20 protein-coding genes are annotated in these 19,561 nt (G+C 71.5%); 10 read left to right on the top strand and 10 right to left on the bottom strand.

The features are described 5' to 3' along the window. Nucleotides 1-29 precede the first annotated feature (29 nt). Complete coding sequence (mce, locus tag CFW40_RS24825) at nt 30-470, bottom strand: methylmalonyl-CoA epimerase (RefSeq protein WP_088800090.1); 441 nt, start codon at nt 468-470, stop codon at nt 30-32. A gap of 174 nt (nt 471-644) precedes the next feature. Here mce and CFW40_RS24830 point away from each other — a divergent pair, with 174 nt between their 5' ends. Together CFW40_RS24830 and meaB are read left to right on the top strand one after the other, a co-directional pair. After that, nucleotides 645-1,820 (top strand): acetyl-CoA C-acetyltransferase, encoded by a 1,176-nt coding sequence (locus tag CFW40_RS24830; RefSeq protein WP_088802353.1) that lies wholly within the window; start codon nt 645-647, stop codon nt 1,818-1,820. Nucleotides 1,821-1,892: 72 nt separating this feature from the next. Beyond that, the gene (meaB, locus tag CFW40_RS24835) at nt 1,893-2,852 is read left to right on the top strand and encodes a methylmalonyl Co-A mutase-associated GTPase MeaB (RefSeq protein ID WP_088800091.1); all 960 of its coding nucleotides are present in this window, start codon (nt 1,893-1,895) and stop codon (nt 2,850-2,852) included. 766 nt (nt 2,853-3,618) lie between these two features. Here the strand turns inward: meaB and CFW40_RS24840 are convergent. Next, entirely contained in the window at nt 3,619-4,356 is a 738-nt protein-coding gene (locus tag CFW40_RS24840; protein ID WP_088800093.1) for a PepSY domain-containing protein, read from the bottom strand. A gap of 110 nt (nt 4,357-4,466) precedes the next feature. Between CFW40_RS24840 and CFW40_RS24845 the strand changes: the two genes are divergently transcribed. Both CFW40_RS24845 and CFW40_RS24850 read left to right on the top strand, forming a co-directional pair. Next, nucleotides 4,467-5,180 carry a response regulator transcription factor gene (locus tag CFW40_RS24845; protein ID WP_088800095.1) on the top strand — a complete coding sequence of 238 codons (714 nt, stop codon included), beginning with the start codon at nt 4,467-4,469 and terminating at the stop codon, nt 5,178-5,180. A 4-nt stretch (nt 5,181-5,184) separates the two neighbouring features. Beyond that, nucleotides 5,185-6,588, top strand: a complete 1,404-nt coding sequence (locus CFW40_RS24850) for a HAMP domain-containing sensor histidine kinase (protein WP_088802354.1) — start codon at nt 5,185-5,187, stop codon at nt 6,586-6,588. A 57-nt stretch (nt 6,589-6,645) separates the two neighbouring features. Here the strand turns inward: CFW40_RS24850 and CFW40_RS24855 are convergent, their stop codons facing one another. From CFW40_RS24855 to CFW40_RS24870, 4 genes are all read right to left on the bottom strand, one after another. Further along, nucleotides 6,646-7,122, bottom strand: coding sequence for a MarR family winged helix-turn-helix transcriptional regulator (locus CFW40_RS24855; protein WP_088800097.1), 477 nt, complete (start codon nt 7,120-7,122; stop codon nt 6,646-6,648). Between the two features lie 116 nt (nt 7,123-7,238). Next, nucleotides 7,239-8,012: an AIM24 family protein gene (locus CFW40_RS24860; RefSeq protein ID WP_088800099.1), complete on the bottom strand. Its 774-nt coding sequence runs from the start codon at nt 8,010-8,012 to the stop codon at nt 7,239-7,241. Continuing rightward, nucleotides 8,009-8,659 (bottom strand): AIM24 family protein, encoded by a 651-nt coding sequence (locus CFW40_RS24865; RefSeq protein ID WP_088800101.1) that lies wholly within the window; start codon nt 8,657-8,659, stop codon nt 8,009-8,011. Before CFW40_RS24865 ends, CFW40_RS24860 begins: the two co-directional genes overlap by 4 nt. Then, entirely contained in the window at nt 8,659-9,297 is a 639-nt protein-coding gene (locus CFW40_RS24870; protein ID WP_088800102.1) for an AIM24 family protein, read from the bottom strand. The genes CFW40_RS24865 and CFW40_RS24870 overlap by 1 nt, the downstream gene beginning before the upstream one ends. Before the next feature lie 258 nt (nt 9,298-9,555). Here CFW40_RS24870 and CFW40_RS24875 point away from each other — a divergent pair, with 258 nt between their 5' ends. Both CFW40_RS24875 and CFW40_RS24880 read left to right on the top strand, forming a co-directional pair. Continuing rightward, complete coding sequence (locus tag CFW40_RS24875; protein WP_088800104.1) at nt 9,556-9,906, top strand: DUF3817 domain-containing protein; 351 nt, start codon at nt 9,556-9,558, stop codon at nt 9,904-9,906. Next, nucleotides 9,903-10,214, top strand: a complete 312-nt coding sequence (locus CFW40_RS24880) for an MTH1187 family thiamine-binding protein (RefSeq protein WP_088800106.1) — start codon at nt 9,903-9,905, stop codon at nt 10,212-10,214. The genes CFW40_RS24875 and CFW40_RS24880 overlap by 4 nt, the downstream gene beginning before the upstream one ends. Nucleotides 10,215-10,271: 57 nt before the next feature. Here the strand turns inward: CFW40_RS24880 and CFW40_RS24885 are convergent, their stop codons facing one another. Next, nucleotides 10,272-11,252: a DUF5937 family protein gene (locus CFW40_RS24885; protein WP_088800108.1), complete on the bottom strand. Its 981-nt coding sequence runs from the start codon at nt 11,250-11,252 to the stop codon at nt 10,272-10,274. Nucleotides 11,253-11,330: 78 nt separating this feature from the next. Here CFW40_RS24885 and CFW40_RS24890 point away from each other — a divergent pair, with 78 nt between their 5' ends. The 4 genes from CFW40_RS24890 to CFW40_RS24905 all read left to right on the top strand — a co-directional run bounded on the left by CFW40_RS24890 (nt 11,331) and on the right by CFW40_RS24905 (nt 15,656). After that, complete coding sequence (locus CFW40_RS24890) at nt 11,331-12,773, top strand: MFS transporter (protein WP_256331300.1); 1,443 nt, start codon at nt 11,331-11,333, stop codon at nt 12,771-12,773. 43 nt (nt 12,774-12,816) lie between these two features. Then, the gene (locus tag CFW40_RS24895; protein ID WP_088800109.1) at nt 12,817-13,326 is read left to right on the top strand and encodes a MarR family winged helix-turn-helix transcriptional regulator; all 510 of its coding nucleotides are present in this window, start codon (nt 12,817-12,819) and stop codon (nt 13,324-13,326) included. 85 nt (nt 13,327-13,411) lie between these two features. Then, nucleotides 13,412-13,744 carry a DUF3817 domain-containing protein gene (locus tag CFW40_RS24900; RefSeq protein ID WP_088800110.1) on the top strand — a complete coding sequence of 111 codons (333 nt, stop codon included), beginning with the start codon at nt 13,412-13,414 and terminating at the stop codon, nt 13,742-13,744. 211 nt (nt 13,745-13,955) lie between these two features. Beyond that, a complete protein-coding gene (locus tag CFW40_RS24905; RefSeq protein ID WP_088800112.1) occupies nt 13,956-15,656 on the top strand; it encodes a methylmalonyl-CoA mutase in 1,701 nt (566 codons plus the stop codon). A gap of 129 nt (nt 15,657-15,785) precedes the next feature. Here CFW40_RS24905 and CFW40_RS24910 read toward each other — a convergent pair whose 3' ends face one another. From CFW40_RS24910 to CFW40_RS24920, 3 genes are all read right to left on the bottom strand, one after another. Continuing rightward, a complete protein-coding gene (locus tag CFW40_RS24910; RefSeq protein ID WP_176956395.1) occupies nt 15,786-17,288 on the bottom strand; it encodes a serine/threonine-protein kinase in 1,503 nt (500 codons plus the stop codon). Nucleotides 17,289-17,408: 120 nt separating this feature from the next. Next, the gene (locus tag CFW40_RS24915) at nt 17,409-18,812 is read right to left on the bottom strand and encodes a cell wall metabolism sensor histidine kinase WalK (RefSeq protein ID WP_088800114.1); all 1,404 of its coding nucleotides are present in this window, start codon (nt 18,810-18,812) and stop codon (nt 17,409-17,411) included. Then, nucleotides 18,809-19,531: a response regulator transcription factor gene (locus CFW40_RS24920; RefSeq protein ID WP_088800116.1), complete on the bottom strand. Its 723-nt coding sequence runs from the start codon at nt 19,529-19,531 to the stop codon at nt 18,809-18,811. The genes CFW40_RS24915 and CFW40_RS24920 overlap by 4 nt, the downstream gene beginning before the upstream one ends. Between the last annotated feature and the right edge of the window lie 30 nt (nt 19,532-19,561).

Below are 19,561 nucleotides of genomic sequence, written 5' to 3' on the forward strand. Positions count from 1 at the left end.
TGCACTCTACCGGCCGGGGAAGGTGATGGTCAGTGGTCTTCGGAGGTGGCGGGCGCCGCGGTGACGAGTTCGGTGAGCACTCCGTGACAATCCTTGGGGTGCAGGAAGGTGATCCGCGACCCCATCGAACCCGTCCTGGGCTCGTCGTAGAGGACCCGGACGCCCTTGCCGCGGATGGCCTCGGAGTCGCCGTCCACGTCCGCGGTGCCGAAGGCGATGTGATGGACGCCCTCGCCGTTCTTGGCAAGCCACTTGCCCACCGCGGAGTCCTCGCGGGTGGGTTCCAGGAGCTGCAGATACGAGGCGCCGCCGTCCGACGTCCCATTGATTTTGATCATGGCTTCCCGGACTCCCTGCTCCTCGTTGACCTCGGTGTGGAACACCTCGAAGCCATACGTGGCACGGTAGAACTCGACAGTCTTGTCGAGGTCGAAACAGGCGATCCCGATGTGGTCGATTCGCGTCAGCATGGCTCCAGTGCACCCCTCGCATGGCTGGTTACGCAACGTGCGCGCGATCACACCCGCTTGCCGGTGACCCGGCGCGTACCGCTCAGTACATTGACGGGTAACCCTCGTTAACTTCCCTGCAAAGGAAGGCCGCACCGCATGTCTGCAACGAACGGCACGAACGGCAGCACCTCAGTGATCGTGGCGGGAGCGCGCACCCCCATGGGGCGGCTCCTGGGATCCCTGCGGACCTTCTCCGGCGCCGACCTGGGCGCCGTCGCCATCAAGGCGGCACTGGACCGGGCGGGCATCGGCGGCGATCAGGTGCAGTACGTGATCATGGGCCAGGTGCTCCAGGCCGGGGCGGGGCAGATCCCGGCGCGCCAGGCGGCCGTGAAGGCCGGCATCCCCATGAACGTCCCCGCGCTGACCGTCAACAAGGTCTGCCTCTCCGGCCTCGACGCCATCGCGCTGGCCGACCAGCTCATCCGCGCGGGTGAGTTCGACGTCATCGTTGCCGGTGGCCAGGAGTCCATGACCAACGCCCCGCACCTGCTGCCGAAGTCCCGCGAGGGCTTCAAGTACGGCGCCGTCGAGATGCTCGACGCGATGGCCCACGACGGCCTCACCGACGCCTACGAAGGCATCGCGATGGGCGAGTCGACGGAGAAGCACAACACCCGTTTGGGCATCGCCCGACCGGAGCAGGACGAGGTCGCCGCGCGCTCCCACCAGCGGGCCGCCGCCGCACAGAAGAACGGGCTCTTCGAGGCCGAGATCACCCCCGTGGAGATCCCGCAGCGCAAGGGCGAGCCGGTCGTCTTCAGCAAGGACGAGGGCATCCGCGGCGAAACCACCACGGAATCGCTCGGCAAGCTCCGCCCGGCCTTCGCCAAGGACGGCACGATCACCGCCGGCACCTCCTCGCAGATCTCCGACGGCGCCGCCGCCGTGGTCGTCATGAGCAAGGCCAAGGCCGAGGAACTCGGGCTCGAATGGATCGCGGAGATCGGCGCCCACGGCAATGTCGCCGGCCCCGACAACTCGCTCCAGTCCCAGCCCTCCAACGCGATCAACCACGCGCTGGGCAAGGACGGACTGACCGTCGCCGATCTTGACCTGATCGAGATCAACGAGGCGTTCGCGGCCGTCGCCGTGCAGTCGATGAAGGACCTCGGGGTGTCCCCGGAAAAGGTGAATGTCAACGGCGGCGCCATTGCGCTGGGTCACCCGATCGGGATGTCCGGAGCCCGCATCGTGCTGCATCTCGCGCTGGAGCTGCGCAGGCGGGGCGGTGGCGTGGGTGCCGCCGCGCTCTGTGGTGGCGGCGGTCAGGGCGACGCGCTGATCATTCGCGTACCGGGTAAGTAACCGAGTACCCGTACGCACACGCGTACGGGCGGGCCGATTCGCATACCAGCGAACCGAAGGAGCCGAGCGGCGATGGTGGACGTCCCACAGCTGGTGGAGCAGGCACGGCAGGGCCGGCCGAGGGCCGTGGCCCGGCTGATCTCCCTCGTGGAGGGGGCGTCACCGGAGCTGCGCGAGGTGATGGCGGCCCTGGCGCCGCTCACCGGCAACGCCTATGTGGTCGGGCTGACCGGTTCGCCCGGCGTCGGCAAGTCCACCACCACCTCCGCGCTGGTGACGGCCTACCGCAAGACGGGCAAACGGGTCGGCGTGCTCGCCGTCGACCCGTCCTCGCCGTTCTCCGGCGGCGCGCTCCTCGGCGACCGCGTACGGATGAGCGAGCACGCCTCGGATCCCGGCGTCTACATCCGTTCGATGGCCACCCGCGGCCATCTGGGCGGCCTGGCCTGGGCCGCGCCCCAGGCGATCCGGGTCCTGGACGCGGCGGGCTGCGACGTGGTCCTCGTCGAGACGGTCGGTGTCGGCCAGTCCGAGGTCGAGATCGCCTCCCAGGCCGACACCAGCGTGGTGCTGCTCGCGCCCGGCATGGGCGACGGCATCCAGGCGGCCAAGGCCGGAATCCTGGAGATCGGCGACGTCTACGTCGTCAACAAGGCCGACCGGGACGGCGCGGACGCCACCGCGCGCGAGCTCAACCACATGCTGGGGCTGGGCGAATCCCGTGCGCCCGGCGACTGGCGGCCGCCGATCGTCAAGACGGTCGCGGCGCGAAGCGAGGGTGTCGACGAGGTCGTCGAGGCGCTGGAGAAGCACCGGGCCTGGATGGAGGAGCACGGCGTCCTGGCCGAGCGGCGGCGTTCCCGGGCGGCGCATGAGGTCGAGACGATCGCGGTCACGGCGCTGCGGGAGCGGATCGGTGATCTGCGGGGGGATCGGCGGCTGGATGCGTTGGCGGAGCGCATCGTTTCCGGGGAGACGGATCCGTATCGGGCGGCGGATGAGTTGGTGGACGGGTTGACGAACGGGGCCTGACGGCCCCGCGGGGCCCGTTGTTTGTCTGCGGGTGGGTTGTGGCTGGGCGCGCAGTTCCCCGCGCCCCTTTGGGGCGCCGTCGGCGTACCGGCCGTTGTTCGGTGCGGGGGCGTTTGGGCTGGCGCCTTTGCGGGGTTCGTGATTGCCGCTGGGGCCGGAGGGGACGCACCGGAACCCTCCCCCAGCCTTCGGCCGGGAGGTGCCCCCACGGCGCGGGCGCATCTGCTACGTGGCACAGAATTGCCCGGCGTTCGCTCCGGTCCTGCGGGCGGGCTCCGGTACATCCCCTCCGACCTACGCCCGTTCCCGGCTGCGGCCCGGTGGCACCGTTCCTCACCGATCCACGTGTCGGCTTCGGCCAAGCTTCGCCCGGAGCGTGTGCGGCCCGATGACGACTGCCGGGCCGTCGGAACCGGTGCGCCCGGCTAGGTCCCTGCCAAGGGGAGAGCTCGGGGTCGTAACGGTGATTGGTACGGCGGGGCGGTCGCCGACGCGCGGAGGTCGGAGGGGATGTCCGGTGCCCCGCCCGCAGGACCGGAGCGAACGCCGGGCCGGTCTATGCCACGTACCAGGGCCGCCCGCGCCGAGGACGGGGTACCGGGCGTCCCCTCCGGCCCACCACCCACAATGCATAGGCGAAACGGCCCCAGCCACACGCCTCCCGCACCAAGACCACAGCGCGAAGCGACCCCGTGCCCGGCGCAAGCCACAGGCAAGGCCTCCGCCCACAACAGTGTGGGCGGAGGCCGGAACGAAACGGGACGTGTCAGTCGTCCGCGCCGTCGTTGTCGTTGTCGTTGTCATCATCCGAGTCGTGCGCCGGAGCGGCGGTCGCGTTGCCGGACTGGGTGTCGATCAGCAGCTTGTGCTCCTTGCCGTCCTTGGTGACCGTTTCGGCCTCCCAGACCGCCTTCGTCCCGTGGTCGTCGTCCAGCTCGACGGAGGTCACCGTGCCGTGCGAGGCGGCGGCGCGGGCGGCGGCCGAGGCGTCGGTCCTGGCGTTCTCCGCGGCGGCCCGCTCCTGGGCGGCGTCGCCCTCGTCGTGGTCGACGTGCTGGTTCAGCACCCGCGCGTTGCCCGCGTCGAGGGTGATCTCGTGCCACTTGCCGTCCTTGCCCAGTACGTCCGCGTCCCAGACCAGGCCGGGGCGGTCCGCGTCCAGGTCGAGGCCGGTCACGGTGCCGGGGACGGCCTTCAGCGCGGCGGCCGCGGCGTCCGGTGCGCTCACCTTGGCGGCGTTGGCCTCGCGGATCTCCTCCTGGCCGTTCGCGTCGTCGTCCTGCATCGGGATGCTGGAGCGGCCGTCCTGCACCCGGGCCGTGCCCGAGGTCTGCGCAGGCGCATCGTGGGCGACCGTCTTCGCCGGGAGCTGCCCGCCGGAGGCGGCGTGGGCGGAGCCGGCGTGGGCGGAGCCGGCGTCGTTGCTGACCGCGACGGCGGTGACCGTGCCGCCGGCGACGAGGGCGGCGGCCGCGGCGGTGGCGATGATCAGATGGCGCTTCATGTGTGTTCTCCCCTTGCGATCGGCTGTGTCCACACACTCGCTGAACGAAGCTGAAGGGGACCTGAAGGTGCCTGAAGGGGGCTTCAGGAAAGGGATGGCATGGTGAGCGCATGCACCCGCCTGTCACCCGCCACCGTCCGCCCGGAGGCGCGCGCCGCCCGTTCCGTCTGCTGATCGTGGAGGACGAGAAACGGCTGGCCCTGTCGCTGGCCAAGGGGCTGATGGCCGAGGGGTACGCGGTGGACGTGGTGCACGACGGACGGGAGGGGCTGCGCCGGGCGACGGAGGACGGCTATGACCTGATCGTGCTCGACATCATGCTGCCGGGGATGAACGGCTACCGCGTGTGCGGGGCGCTGCGGGCCGCGGGCCACGACGTGCCGGTGCTGATGCTGACGGCCAAGGACGGCGAGTACGACGAGGCCGAGGGGCTGGACACCGGGGCCGACGACTATCTGACCAAGCCGTTCTCGTATGTGGTGCTGGTGGCGCGGGTGAAGGCGCTGCTGCGCCGGCACGGCCGCAGCGCGCTGCCGGTGCTGCGGGTGGGGACGCTGACCATCGACCAGGGCGCGCAGCGGGTGGAGCGGGACGGCGCGGAAGTGGCGCTGACGGCGAAGGAGTTCGCGGTGCTGGAGCAACTGGCGCTGCGGGCGGGCGAGGTGGTCTCCAAGGCGGAGATCCTGGAGCACGTCTGGGACTTCGCCTACGAGGGCGACGTCAACATCATCGAGGTCTATGTGAGCGCACTGCGGCGCAAGCTCGGTGCCGGGCACATCGTGACGGTGCGCGGTGCCGGATACCGGCTGGTGGCGGGTGAGTAGGGTGCTGGGCTCCGTACGGGCCAGGGCGGCGGCCGGCGCGACCGTGGTGGTGGCCCTGGCCCTGATCGCGGCGGGGACGGCCGTGCTGCTGGTGCTGCGCGGCAATCTGCAGGAGCAGGCCGGGCTGCAGGCCGAGGTCGCGGCGCGGGAGGTGGCCGCGCAGATCGCGACGGGCACGCCGTACGCCGGGCTGGATCTGCCGGATGGCGAGGACCATCCGGTGGTGGTGGCCGATGACGACGGACGGGTGCTGACGGCCGGTGAGGACGTGCGTGCCGTCGACGGGAAGCCGGTGCGCGGCGCGCAGCACGGTGCGCAGGGCGCCGGGCCGGGTACGTCCGGGGACGACGATGACGACGACCGGAGCGGGCTCAAGCCCGGTGAGGTCGATGACGATGTGGCCCACCGGGACGGGACCGCGAATGTCGACGGGAAGGTGGCCGACTACCGGTTCGCGGTGGTCGAGGCCAAGGACACCCGCGGCGGGAAGGCGACGGTGCGGGCGGGGGCGGCGCTGGCGCCGGAGCAGGAGGCCGTGGGGTCGGTGCGCACGGCCATGCTGATCGGGCTGCCGCTGCTGTGCGTGGTGGTGGCGGGGGTGACCTGGCTGGTGACCCGGCGGGCGCTGCGGCCGGTGGAGGGGATCCGCGGGGAGATGGCCGCGATCACGGCGAGTACGGATCTGAGCCGCCGGGTGCCGGTGCCGCCGTCGCAGGACGAGGTGGGCCGGCTGGCGCGGACGACCAACGAGACGCTGGCGGCGCTGGAGTCGTCCGTGGAGCGGCAGCGGCGGTTCGTCGCGGACGCCTCGCACGAGCTGCGCAGCCCGATCGCGAGTCTGCGGACCCAGCTCGAAGTGGGGGTGGCGCATCCGGAGTTGCTGGACGTGCCGGGTGCGGTGGAGGACACCGTGCGGCTGCAGCGGCTGGCGGCGGACCTGCTGTTGCTGGCGCGCCTGGATGCGGGGGAGCGGCCGGCGGACGCCCGGGTCGATCTGGCGGCGATGGTGCGCGAGGAGAGCTCGCAGCGGGTCGCGGACCGGGTCCCGGTGCACGTCGGGGAGCTGGCGGGCGCGGAAGTGGCTGGGTCGCGCAGTCAGTTGGCGCGGGTGCTGGGGAACCTGCTCGACAATGCGCAGCGGCATGCCGTGGGGTCCGTGCGGGTGGCCGTGGTGCGCGAGGGGGAGTGGGTGGTGCTGCAGGTCGAGGACGACGGGCCCGGGGTGCCGGAGGGCGAGCGGGAGCGGATCTTCGAGCGGTTCGTACGGCTCGATGACGCGCGGGCGCGGGACGACGGCGGGGCCGGTCTGGGGCTGGCCATCGCGCGGGATGTGGCGGTGCGGCACGGCGGCTCGCTGGGCGTGCGCACGGGGTCGGTGTTCGCACTGCGGCTGCCGGTGGTCGGCTGATCCGGCGGGGCCCTGGCCGCCCGGCCCCGGCCCGGTCAGGGGGCCGAGGCCGGCCGGTCAGAGGCCGCCGCGCTCCTTGCGGAGGTGTTCGGCGACGGGGCCGAGGGAGCTGCGGAGCGCCTGGAGGTCGTCGGCGGTGAACAGGTCGATGAAGTGCTTGCGGACCGAGGCGACATGGTGCGGGGCGACCCGGCGCATGGTGTCCCAGCCTTCGTCGGTGAGGACGGCGTAGAGGCCACGGCGGTCCGACTCGCAGCTCTCGCGGCGCACCAGGCCGGCGTTCTCCATCCGGGTGATCTGGTGGGAGAGACGGCTCTTGGACTGCAGCGTGCTGGCCGCCAGGTCGCTCATCCGGAGCCGTCGGTCCTCGGCCTCGGAGAGGTTGACCAGGATCTCGTAGTCGTTGTTGGTCAGGCCGAACGGCTGCAGATCACGCTCGAGTTGGTGCATCAGCAGCCTGCTGACGTCCAGGTGGGTGCGCCAGGCACACTGCTCCTGGTCGGTCAGCCAGGGGGTGTCACTGTCGGTCGTCATGGAATGATTCTACCCGTAAAAGTTGAATAGTGAATTAATTGGGCGGCGGTGGCGACGTCGGCGGCCGGGGCTGGACGTTGGTCAGACGTTCGAGGTCACCGTCCGCAGAGTATCGCTCACAGCCCGAAGCGGCGTTGGAGGCTCCCGAGGTTGCCGGGGAGCTGGGGCAGTTGTGAGCCACTTTGCGGAACGTGTCCGCCCCCGCCCGGAACGCCCGCCTCGGTGGGGACCGCTCCGGTTGCCAGCTCCGGCATCAGCTGCTCGGTGGACTGGAGCAGGACCGTGCCGGCGCCGACGAACTCGAACTGGTGCTCCTCGCCGGAGGCTCCGCCGATGCCGGTGTGCGCTCGCAGCCCGCCCAGGAATCCCCGAAGGTACTGGTGGTCGTAGTGGTGGCACGGGGAGGGGCAGTCGGCCCAGCCGACGAGCGCCTGCGGGTCGACCCTGATCGGCGGTTCCATGAAGACCACCGGGCCGTTGGAAGCGGCCACGAACTTGCCGGTCCCGATGAGCGTGAGGAAGCCCGGGATGATCGATTGCTTCAGCGCGAGAGATGGCTGAAATGCGAGCAGATTGCCGGAGCGAATCGTCAGGTTGCCGTCCTCCAGATCGAAGGAGTTCACGTCGAAGGCACGGTCCGCGAGCAGCATTTTTCCGCGGCCCTCGGCGACTACCCAGTCCGCGGCGTGCAGTGGCGAATGGAAACTTCCGGCGATCAGGCGGTCCAGGCGGCCGTGTCCGATGCCGTGGAAGTCGATCTGCCCGTAGTAGGCGATCATCTTCCCCTTCTGCAGGAACCACTGGCCGTTCAGGTCGACGCTGAAGGCGTACGCGTTGACGTTGTCGTCGGCGGGGAGCGACGAGGCGTCGTGGACGACGGGACCGGTCACAGCTTTTCCTCCGACGCCTGAACGTAGACGGTGCCCTGGCCCGACAGCTCCAGCTGGAAGGCCTCACCCGAGCCGCGGCCGACCATGTCGCGCCAGCCGAGCGCCGTGGACAGTTTGTTGCGGACGTCGCCGCGGTGGGCGACATAGGCCTGCGGGTCGACATGGACCGGGCGCTGGGGGCTGATCGGCAGCTCGATGACGCCGCCGTGCGCCATCACCGCGGCCGAGCCGACGCCCTTGAGGGTCGTGGTGAACAGGCCCTGGCCGGTGACCTGGCCGCGCACCATGCCCATCACGCCGCCCTGCGAGCCCATGAACATCGTGCCCTGCTGGAGCGAGCCGTCGAAGGCCAGCAGCCGGTCGGCCTCGACGTACAGCGTCTCGCCGGTCAGGTCGACGACATGGACGTGATGGCCGCCGTGGCCGAACATCACGGTCCCGGTGCCTTCGACGGTCATCAGGGGCGTGGCCTCGCCGGCGATCCGGCGGCCGATCATGGAGCCGACGCCGCCCTGGCCGCCCTGGATGTTGGGCGTGAACGCGACCTCGCCGCGGTAGGCGAGCATCGCGCCGCGCTGGCTGAACATCCGCTGGCCCGGCCCGATCCTGGCCTCCACCATGCGGGAGTTGAGCGCCGTGAACGGCATCAGACCTCACCCCCCACGGTGTTGCGCTCGCTGGGCTGTACGTAGACCAGGCCCTCGCCCTCGAATCGGATCTGGAAGGACTCGCCGGAGCCCTCCCCGAGGACGGTGCGGAAGTTCACCCCGGTCTGGAAGTGCTGCTTGAGGTCGCCGGTGTGCGCCACATAGGCGCCCGGGTCGACCTGGAGGGGGTACTGCTTGGTGACCCGCAGCACCACCGCGGGGCCGTCGGAGGTGATCGCCGCCTGGCCGCTGCCCTCGACGGTGGTGGTGAACAGGCCGTTGCCCTGGGAGGCGCCGCGCAGGCCGGTGAAGGTCGTGCCCGTCCGCAGCGCGGCGTCCGTGCACAGCAGATTGCTCGCCTCGACGTACAGCTTCTCGCCCTGCAGCTGCACCAGGTTGATCTCGCCGGCGCGGTCCGCGAAGTAGCAGGTGCCGTGGCCCTTCACCTCCATCACGGCCATCTGCTCACCCGTGAGCCGCCGGGTGACCATGCCCCGCAGGCCCTCGCCGCCACCGGACATCTTCTTGAACGACATCTGGCCGTCGTACGCGACCATCGCACCGTTTTTCGCCTTGACGGCATCGCCCGTCATATCGACGGCGAGCACCTTGCTCCCCTGGAGCCGAAACTGAGCCACGGGTCAGACGGTAGTCGGCCGCGGCCGCCCGGGGCAGGTCCTTCGGCCCTGATATCGCCCTGATACCGCCCGGAATTCCGCCGGGCGCCGGCCCGGCGGCGCCCCGCACCTCCCCCCGGCGCGGTGATCGCCGAGGCGGCTGTAACAATGGGGCGAAGCTTGTGAACTCTTGCACAAGCGCCCGCCCGTCACCCGACCTCCACCCCCAGAAGACGGCGCTACGCGCCGAACCCCATCTGCCACCCGAACGAGGTTCCCGTGGACATCAAGACCGCCGCCGCCCTGCACCGACTGCGCCTGGCCTCCATCCCGGAGGCGCTTTCCTTCCCGGCGCTGCTGATCTTCGGCACCGGCTTCCGCCTGGCCTTCGACTACGACTCCCTGGTGATGCCGCTCGGTCTGATCCACGGGCTGCTGTTCATCACGTACGTGGTGCTGCTGCTGGACGTGTGGAACCGCACCAAGTGGCCCTTCAAGCGCGTCGCCTTCTTCTTCGTGCTGGCGATCCTGCCGTTCGGCGGCCTCTACGGGGACAAGGTGCTCAAGCGCGAGGAAGAGGCCGGTGTGATCGCGGCCCGCGCCCGCAAGGAAGGCGTCCTGAACACATGATCGTCGCCTTCTCCGTGAGCCCCCTGGGGGTCGGCGAGGACGTCGGCGAGTACGTCGCCGACGCGGTCCGGGTCGTCCGCGAGTCGGGGCTGCCACACCGTACGGACGCGATGTTCACCTCCCTCGAAGGTGAGTGGGACGAGGTCATGGACGTCGTCAAGCGTGCGGTCGCGGCCGTCGAGGCGCGCTGTGGGCGGGTCTCCCTGGTGCTCAAGGCCGATATCCGGCCCGGCGTCACGGACGGACTGACCTCGAAGGTGGAGACCGTGGAGCGGTACCTCGCCGAGGGCGACGCCCGCCGCTCCTGAGCGGTCCCCCTCCGCAGCAGCGGTGTGCCGGTGGCACCCCGGGCGGCCGGCCGGGCCTCACCCTCCCGCCGCCAGCGTGATCCCCAGCGGGGTGCGCTCGTAGAGCACCTGGTGTCCGTGCCGGTGGGAGGTCAGCAGGCCGGCGTCGCGCAGTACGGACAGATGCCCCGAGACGGAGGACGGCGCCAGGCCCAGCCGGTGGGCCAGGGCCGTCGTGGTCGCCGGGGCGTCCAGAGCGGCCAGTACGGCGGCCCGGTTCGCCCCCAGCAGCCGCGCCAGCGCCGGGCCCGTCTCCGGCTCGGTCCACAGCCCGCCGATGCCGCGCGCCGGATAGATGACGGTGGGCTGCCAGGGCGGTTTGAACCCGCTGACCACGTCCGGCCAGACGAAGACGCTGGGCAGCAACAGCACCCCGCGGCCTGCCAGATCCTGCATCCGGGCGACCTCGGTGCGGGTACGGACGGTGAGGGTGTCGCCCGACCAGGACACCCGCGGATGCAGATCGGCGAACAGCCGCTGCAGCCCGCCGCCCGCCAACTGGCGCGAGCGGTAGGCGATCTCGGCCTCCAGCAGCGCCCGCAGCCGGGGCCAGTCCGCGGCGATCAGCGTCCGCCAGGCCCGCTCGGTGACCTCGGCCAGCTCCTGGACGGCGCCCGCCGGGTCCGCCAGCGCCGCCCGGCCGTGCTCCGACCGTGCGGCACCCGGCGTGCACGCCAGCGACGCGGCCATCTCGGCGCGCGCCAGGGCGGGGTCGGTGGCCCGCAGCCGGGCCAGCTCCTCGTCGAAGCCGGTCGTCGGGGTGTCCGGCGGGCGGCCCAGGAAGTCCGGTGTGTAGCCCGACGACGGCATGAACCGCCACAGCGGTGTCAGGTCCAGGCCGGCCAGCCTCTCGTGCATCCGGCGCAGCCACGGCGTGTGGTAGCCGTGCCGGTCGGCGTGGCGCAGGGTCCGTACGGCCTCATGGGTCTCGCACAGTGGTGAGACGGCGAACCGGATGCGGAGCAGATCGTCGGCGCGGAAGTGCAGATTGACCGGCATGCCTGTGCCCCCCACGCCCAGGATTCGGCTCTGGCCGAAAGAGTACGGCCCCCAACCGGGCTCCGGCAGGCTGCGGACATGTCGTCGCCGCCTTCCGGGCCCGCTTCGCCGGACCGTTCCGCCTGCCCCGACGGCGGAGCCGCCGCCACACCCGCTGCCACCACCACCTCCACGGCCACCGCAGGACCCGCTGCCGCCGCCGGGCCGGATGCCGCAGCCGGACCGCACTCCGATGAGGCCCGCCCGGCCGGCTATCGCGCCGTCTTCGCCGTCCCGGAGTTCCGGTGCGTCTTCGCCGCGCATCTGCTGTCCTCGCTCGGCGTGGTCGTCTGCGAGCTCGCCCTGTCCGTCCTGGTCTTCGAGCGCACCGCGTCGCCGCTGCTGAGCGCCCTGACCTTCGCGCTGGGACTGCTGCCGTACGTCATCGGCGGGACGCTGCTGTCCGCGGTCGCCGACCGGTATCCGGCCCGGCGGGTGCTGGTCGGCTGCGATGTGCTGTGCGCGCTGGCGGCGGCGGGGATGGTGGCGCCGGGCGCACCGGTCGCGGTCCTGCTGGTGCTGCGCTGTGTGATCGCGGCCATCGCGCCGGTCTTCGCCGGGACCCGCGCGGCGACGCTGGGGGAGATCCTGGGCGAGGGGGAGCTGTTCGTCCTGGGGCGGTCGGTGATCCGCCTCGTCAACCAGAGCGCGCAGCTCGCCGGGTTCGGGGCCGGGGGCCTGCTGCTCGTCGCCGTGGCCCCCAGAGGGGTACTGGCGCTCACCGCCGGTACGTTCCTGGGGTCGGCCCTGCTGCTGCGGCTGGGGACCCTGGCGCGGCCGGCCCGTGACCGGGCCCGGGGCCCGGGGCGCGGTGCGCTGCTGGGGGCCTCGCTGGACGGCGGCCGGCGGCTGCTGGCCGACCGCCGGGTACGGGCGCTGCTGTTGCTGACGTGGCTGCCGCCGGCGTTCGTCGTGATCCCCGAGGCGCTGCTGGTCGCCTACGGGGGCCTGCTCGGCGTCGGCCCGGCCGGCATGGGACTGCTGATGTGCAGCATGCCCGTCGGGGCGGTGGTGGCCGAGGCCGTGGCGGGCTCGTTCCTCTCCCCGCACGCCCGCGCCCGGCTCACTTTCCCCATGGGGCTCTTCGCCGTGCTGCCCTCGCTCGGCTTCGCCGCGCAGCCCTCCCTCGGCTGGGCGCTGCTGCTGCTCGTACTGACCGGCACCGGGATCTCGTACAACTTCGGGGTCGACCGCTGGTTCGTCGACGCGGTCCCCGAAAGGCTGCTGGGACAGGCGATGACGGTGATGCAGGCCGGGCGGATGACGGCGATGGGGCTGGCGATGGGGCTGGCCGGTGCCGCCGCGGAGGTTGCCCCGCTGCGCGTCGTGATGCCGGCGGCCGGAGTGGTGGGGGCGGGGTGCGTCCTGGTGGTGATCCGGGAGGTGCGGCGTACGGCGCCGGGACGGCCGGCGGGAGCGGTCCGTGCGGGGGGTACAGGGGCGTGCGGGCCGGCCGGACCGCTTCCCGGTACCGAAAACTGAGACACGGCTGATCAGCATGTGACCTCCCGGTAGGGTCACAAGCGTGCCGAAGCCGCTCAGCCTTGCTTTCGATCCCATCGCGCGCGCCGACGAACTGTGGCGGCAGCGATGGGGCGCCGTGCCCTCGATGGCCGCCATCACCTCGATCATGCGCGCCCATCAGATCCTGCTGGCCGAGGTGGACGCGGTGGTCAAGCCGTACGGGCTGACCTTCGCGCGCTACGAGGCGCTGGTGCTGCTGACCTTCTCCAAGGCCGGTGAGCTGCCGATGTCCAAGATCGGCGAGCGGCTGATGGTGCATCCGACCTCGGTGACCAATACCGTCGACCGGCTGGTGAAGTCCGGTCTCGTGGCCAAGCGGCCGAACCCGAACGACGGGCGGGGCACGCTCGCCAGCATCACGGACAAGGGCCGTGAGGTGTGCGACGCGGCGACCCGCGACCTGATGGCGATGGACTTCGGGCTCGGGACGTACGACGCCGAGGAGTGCGGGGAGATCTTCGCGATGCTGCGGCCGTTGCGGGTGGCGGCGGAGGACTTCCAGGACGAGTAGCGGGCGCCGCCGCCCGGTCCGGTGGGCCCGGTGTGCGCAGGGGGGCGGCGAAGATCGCCCCGGAACGGGCCGTTACGCTCGGGGCATGAAGCGAAGCGTCCTGACCCGTTACCGGGCGATGGCCTACATCACCGCCGTGATGCTGCTGGTGCTCTGCACGTGCATGGTTTTCAAGTACGGCTTCGGGATGGGCAAGGACCTCACCCTCGTCGTCTCGCAGATCCACGGCGTGCTCTACATCATCTACCTGGTGTTCGCCTTCGACCTGGGCTCCAAGGCCAAGTGGAAGTTCGGCAAGCTGCTGTGGGTGCTGATCGCGGGCACCATCCCCACCGCCGCCTTCTTCGTGGAGCGTCAGGTGGTGCGGGAGGTCGAGCCGCTGATCGCCGATGACGCTCCGGAGCCGGTGAAGGCCTGACCGCTGCCGGGTGAAGGTGACCGCACCCGGTCCGCCCCGGCGTGGTTCGCCGTAACCCTGCCGACCTGCTCATACGCGCCTGTCCCGATCTCGGGCGGGCGCGTTTGTGCTGTTCGGAGCCCGTTACGGAATGTGACCACGGTGGCGCGTGGGGCAACTCATGGCGCTCTCCCGTCGACAAGTACTAGGACGTCCAAGTAAATTCGGGAGTATGGACGCTGACGCGATCGATGAGGGCCGCCGCCGCTGGCAGGCTCGGTATGACTCCGCCCGGAAGCGGGACGCGGACTTCACCACGCTTTCGGGTGATCCCGTCGAGCCGGCGTACGGGCCCCGGCCCGGAGACTCGGTCGAGGGGTTCGAGCGGATCGGGTGGCCGGGCGAGTACCCCTTCACGCGGGGGCTGTACCCGACCGGCTACCGCGGGCGGACCTGGACGATCCGCCAGTTCGCCGGTTTCGGCAACGCCGAGCAGACCAACGAGCGCTACAAGATGATCCTCAAGGCGGGCGGCGGCGGCCTGTCCGTCGCGTTCGACATGCCCACCCTCATGGGCCGGGACTCCGACGACCCGCGCTCGCTGGGCGAGGTCGGCCACTGCGGCGTCGCCATCGACTCGGCGGCCGACATGGAGGTCCTGTTCAAGGACATCCCGCTGGGGGACGTCACGACGTCCATGACGATCAGCGGGCCCGCCGTCCCGGTCTTCTGCATGTACCTGGTGGCCGCCGAACGGCAGGGCATCGACCCGGGCGTCCTCAACGGCACCCTGCAGACGGACATCTTCAAGGAGTACATCGCACAGAAGGAGTGGCTCTTCCAGCCCGAGCCGCACCTGCGCCTGATCGGCGACCTGATGGAGCACTGCGCGCGCGGCATCCCCGCGTACAAGCCGCTCTCGGTCTCCGGCTACCACATCCGCGAGGCGGGCGCGACGGCCGCACAGGAGCTGGCGTACACGCTCGCCGACGGCTTCGGATACGTGGAGCTCGGCCTCTCCCGCGGCCTGGACGTCAACACCTTCGCTCCCGGCCTGTCCTTCTTCTTCGACGCGCACCTGGACTTCTTCGAGGAGATCGCCAAGTTCCGCGCCGCGCGCCGGATCTGGGCCCGCTGGATGCGGGACGTCTACGGCGCGACGAGCGAGAAGGCGCAGTGGCTGCGCTTCCACACCCAGACCGCAGGGGTCTCGCTGACCGCCCAGCAGCCGTACAACAATGTCGTACGGACCGCCGTCGAGGCGCTGGCGGCCGTGCTCGGCGGCACCAACTCGCTGCACACCAATGCGCTGGACGAGACCCTGGCGCTGCCCAGTGAGCAGGCCGCGGAGATCGCGCTGCGCACCCAGCAGGTGCTGATGGAGGAGACCGGCGTCGCCAACGTGGCGGACCCGCTCGGCGGCTCGTGGTTCATCGAGTCGCTGACCGACCGGATCGAGGCGGACGCCGAGAAGATCTTCGAGCAGATCAAGGAGCGCGGCCGGCGCGCGGTCCCCAACGGCGAGCACCCGATCGGCCCGATGACCTCCGGCATCCTGCGCGGCATCGAGGACGGCTGGTTCACCGGCGAGATCGCCGAATCCGCCTTCCGCTACCAGCAGGCGCTGGAGAAGGGCGACAAGAAGGTCGTCGGCGTCAACTGCCACCACGGCTCGGTCACCGGCGATCTGGAGATCCTGCGGGTCAGCCACGAGGTCGAGCGCGAGCAGGTGCGGGCGCTCGCGGCCCGCAAGGAGGCCCGGGACGACGCCCGGGTCCAGGTTTCCCTCAAGGCGATGCTGGAAGCCGCCCGGTCGGGCGGCAACATGATCGAGCCGATGCTGGAGGCCGTACGGGCCGAGGCGACCCTCGGCGAGATCTGCGGTGTGCTGCGGGACGAGTGGGGCGTGTATACGGAGCCGGCCGGATTCTGAGGCCAGGCCAGGAGGCCAGCAGGGACGTCCCCTCCCCCTGGGCGCGGGGCGGCAGGCATGGGCCTGCCGCCCCGTACGGCTGCCGGGCCACGGAGCGCCGCCCGGCTCACCGGTGGCCGTACGGCGCCGTCAGCCCGCGGCGGGAAGCGACTGGTAGCGGCTGCCCGCGAAACGCCGCAGTGCGGTATCGAGGCCGTCCAGGCGGGTGCTCGTCTCGTTCTTCGCGGGGGAGACGAGCGTGCACTTCAGCACACCCGGCCCGGCGTGGAGCGGGGAGGGGACCCGGGCGTCCGTTCCTTCTGCGAGGGTCGCCGTCAGGGCGATGCTGCGACTGTTCCGCTTTCCGGTGAGCGTGACGGAGGAGACGTCCCGCCAGGGCACCGTGACCGTGTGCGGCCCGTGCCGCACATAGAGACCGTCCGCTCCGACCCGCAGTGTCCTGGGGTCGAGGAGTGGCGACGAAACCTTCACCCCGTAGAGCAGATGCAGCAGCATGACGAAGAGCGTCGCCACGAACGCGGGCCCGGGCCCGTGGATCACCTCTCCGGCCCATTGCAGGAAGCCGGCGATCGTCAACGCCGAAACGACGGGCCATCGCAAGCGGCGCCAGACCGCCGCGACGCCCCATTTCTCCACGGTGAACGCGGGGAGGGCGGCCGGTGGCGCAGCAACCGGCCGATGCCCGCGCGGTGCCGCGTCGGGCGGCTCGGCTGTGGCTGTTGAGCTCGCCGGCTGCGGTCCGGTGGCCGCCAGGGCAGCCGCGTCGGAAACGGTCTTTGCCACGGGCATCGGCGCGATGCGCGGGTCGGGGACCGTCGCGCGCGCTGCGCCCGCGAGACGTGCGAGGAGCGCGTCGGCGGTGGGACGGCCCTCCGGAGACTTGTGCAGACAGTCCCGCACCAGCCCCCGCAGCCCGTCCGGCACGGCGCTGAGATCGGGTGCCTCGTACACCACCCGGAACAACAGCGCGTGGGGGGACCCGTCACCGAAGGGTCCTGCGCCGGTGACCGCGTAGACGAGCAGGGAGCCCAGCGAGAAGACATCCGAGGGCGGGCCCACCGGCTGCCCCAGTGCCTGCTCCGGCGACATGAAGCCAGGTGTGCCCAGGACGGTCCCGGCCTTGGTCAGATCGGTACCGCCGGTGGTCTCCAGGGCCTTGGAGATGCCGAAGTCGATGACCCTCGGACCGTCGTCGACGAGCAGGACATTGGAGGGCTTGAGGTCGCGGTGGACCAGGCCGCCTCGGTGAAACGAGGCGATGGCCTCGGCCAGTCCCGTGCCGAGCCTGCGTACCTCGGACTCGTCCAACGGGCCCTGCTGGATGACGTGTTCGTCGAGCGAGGGGCCTTCGACGTACTGGCTTGCGATCCACGGCATGGTGGCGTCCGGGTCCGCGTCGACGACCGGCGCGGTCCAGAAGCCGCCCGCCCGCATCGCGAGCTTGGCCTCGCGCCGGAACCTGTCGCGAAAACCGGGCGTGGCCGCCAGATCCTCCCGTACGACCTTCACGGCAACCCGCCGCCCCGCCAGGGATTCTCCGACGAACACCCGGCCCATCCCGCCCGAGCCCAGACGTCCCAGCAGCTGATACGGTCCGGCGGTCCGTGGGTCCGTAGCTTCCAACGGCTCCATCAAGCTCCCCATCCACCGCACCCGGATTTTCCGAGGCCTCACCCTAAGGGGTGTCTACCCGGTCACCGAGTCGTGGGTCCGTTCGTGGACGCTTCGCCCGCAAGGCCGCCAAGACACTGCCTAGGCCGCCGGTACCGGCATCCGCAGCCGGAACAGCGCCCCGCCCCCCGGCGCCCGCTCGGCGGTGAGTTCGGCGTCGTGGGCGCGGGCGATCTGGCGGGCCATGGCCAGGCCCAGGCCGGAGCCGGGCAGGGCGCGGGCCGTCTCGGCGCGGTAGAAGCGGTCGAAGACATGGGGGAGGTCGGCCTCGGCGATGCCGGGGCCGTGGTCGCGGACCGTCAGGTCCAACTCGCCTGATGTGAAGGTGAGTTCGGTGTCGACCGAGCCGCCCGGCGGGGAGAACTTCGCCGCGTTGTCGAGGAGGTTGGACAGCAGCCGGGACAGCCGGGACGGCACACCGGGGATCGCGACACCGGCCGCGGCCGGGTCGATCGCGGTGGTGAAGGTGATCTCCGGCCAGTGTTCGCGGGCCACGCCCACCGCGTGCTCCAGGAGGGCAGCCGGGCGCACCTGCTCCACCAGGGGCTGCGGCTCCTCGTCACGGGCCAGTTCGATCAGGTCGCCCACGAGGGTGGTGACCTCGCGCAGCTGGCGGCCCAGCGCGGCCGAGGCGCGGTCGCGCTGGGCGTCGGTCAGCCGGTCGGCGCGGGCCAGGAGTTCGGCGTTGGTGCGCAGCGCCGTCAGCGGGGTACGCAGCTCGTGGGAGGCGTCGGCGACCAGGCGGCGCTGCGCGGTGACGGACTGTTCGAGCTCGCCGAGCATGGTGTTGAAGCTGGTGGCCAGGCGGGTGATCTCGTCCTCCCGGGCGGGCGGGCCCGGGGGCAGTTCGATGCGGTGGCGGGCGTCGCGGGTGGCGGCGATACGTTCCGCGGTGGCGGTGAGCCGGGCGACCGGCGCCAGGCCCGTACGGGACACCCAGTAGCCGAGTGCGCCGGCCAGCAGGACGCCGGCGCCGCCGACCGCGGACAGCGCCAGGGCGGCCTGCTCCACGCTCCGGTCGACGGAGTCGGAGCGCAGGGCGACCTGCACCGCCTCGTCCTTGCCCGTCAGGCGCGTGGTGAACATCCGGACCGGCTGCCCGGCGACGGTCAGCTCGCTGTAGAACGCCGCGTGCCGGCCGGCGGCGACCTTCCGGGTGGCGTCGGAGACGGGCAGTCCATAGGGCTTGCGCGGATCCTTGGCGGGGTCGGCGGGCACGATCTGGAAGCAGGACGAGGCCGGGTACTGGCAGAGGGTGTCGCTCGGCGTGGGGCCCCAGTCCTGGCGCTCGCGCATGACCTCGGTGGACGTCAGGGCCAGATTGCGCTCGAGCTGGCGGGTCATCTGGTAGTCGATGAGCACGAACGCGGCCGCACAGACGCCGACCGCCACCAGTGCCACCGCGGACGAGGCGGCCAGCGCCAGCCGGGCGCGGAGCGGGCGGCGGCGCCGCCAGCGGGCCCCCAGGCCGCGGGTGCCGGTCACGCGCCCTCCGCATGGTCCAGGCGGTAGCCCACGCCGTGCACGGTGTGGACGAGGCGGGGCTCGCCGCCCGCCTCCAGTTTGCGGCGCAGGTAACCGATGTAGACCGCCAGGGAGTTGGAGTCGGGGCCGAAGTCACGGCCCCAGACGCGTTCCAGGATCACCTCGCGCGGCAGCACCTGCCGCGGGTGCAGCAACAGCAGCTCCAGCAGCGCCCATTCGGTGCGGCTGAACTCCAGGGGCCGGCCGGCCCGGTGGCCGGTGCGGGTCAGCGGGTCGACGACCAGATCGCCGAAGGAGAGCCGGGCGTCCTCGACGGCCGTGGTGGCGGCCCGGCGCAGCAGGGCCCGGACGCGGGCCACCAGCTCGTCCAGGGCGAACGGTTTGACGAGGTAGTCATCGGCGCCGGCGTCGAGCCCGTCGACCCGTTCGCTGACCGAGTCCAGCGCGGTCAGCACGAGGATCGGGGTGCGGTCGTCCAGGGCGCGCAGCCGGCGGCAGACGGCCAGTCCGTCCAGGACGGGCATCATCACGTCCAGGACGAGGACGTCCGGCTGCCAGCCGGCGACCTCCGAGAGGGCGGCCAGGCCGTCGGCGGCGCCCCGCACCGTATAGCCCTCCACGGCGAGGCCGTCCTCGACGGCGGCACGGACCTCCGGTTGGTCGTCGACGACGAGGATCTTGGGGGCTGGGGTGTTCCCGGGCGTGGGCGGCATGGACATAGGCTGCCAAACACCTCTCTTAGAAGCTTC

The organism is Streptomyces sp. 2114.4 (genome assembly GCF_900187385.1).
Classification (GTDB): Bacteria; Actinomycetota; Actinomycetes; order Streptomycetales; family Streptomycetaceae; genus Streptomyces; species Streptomyces mooreae.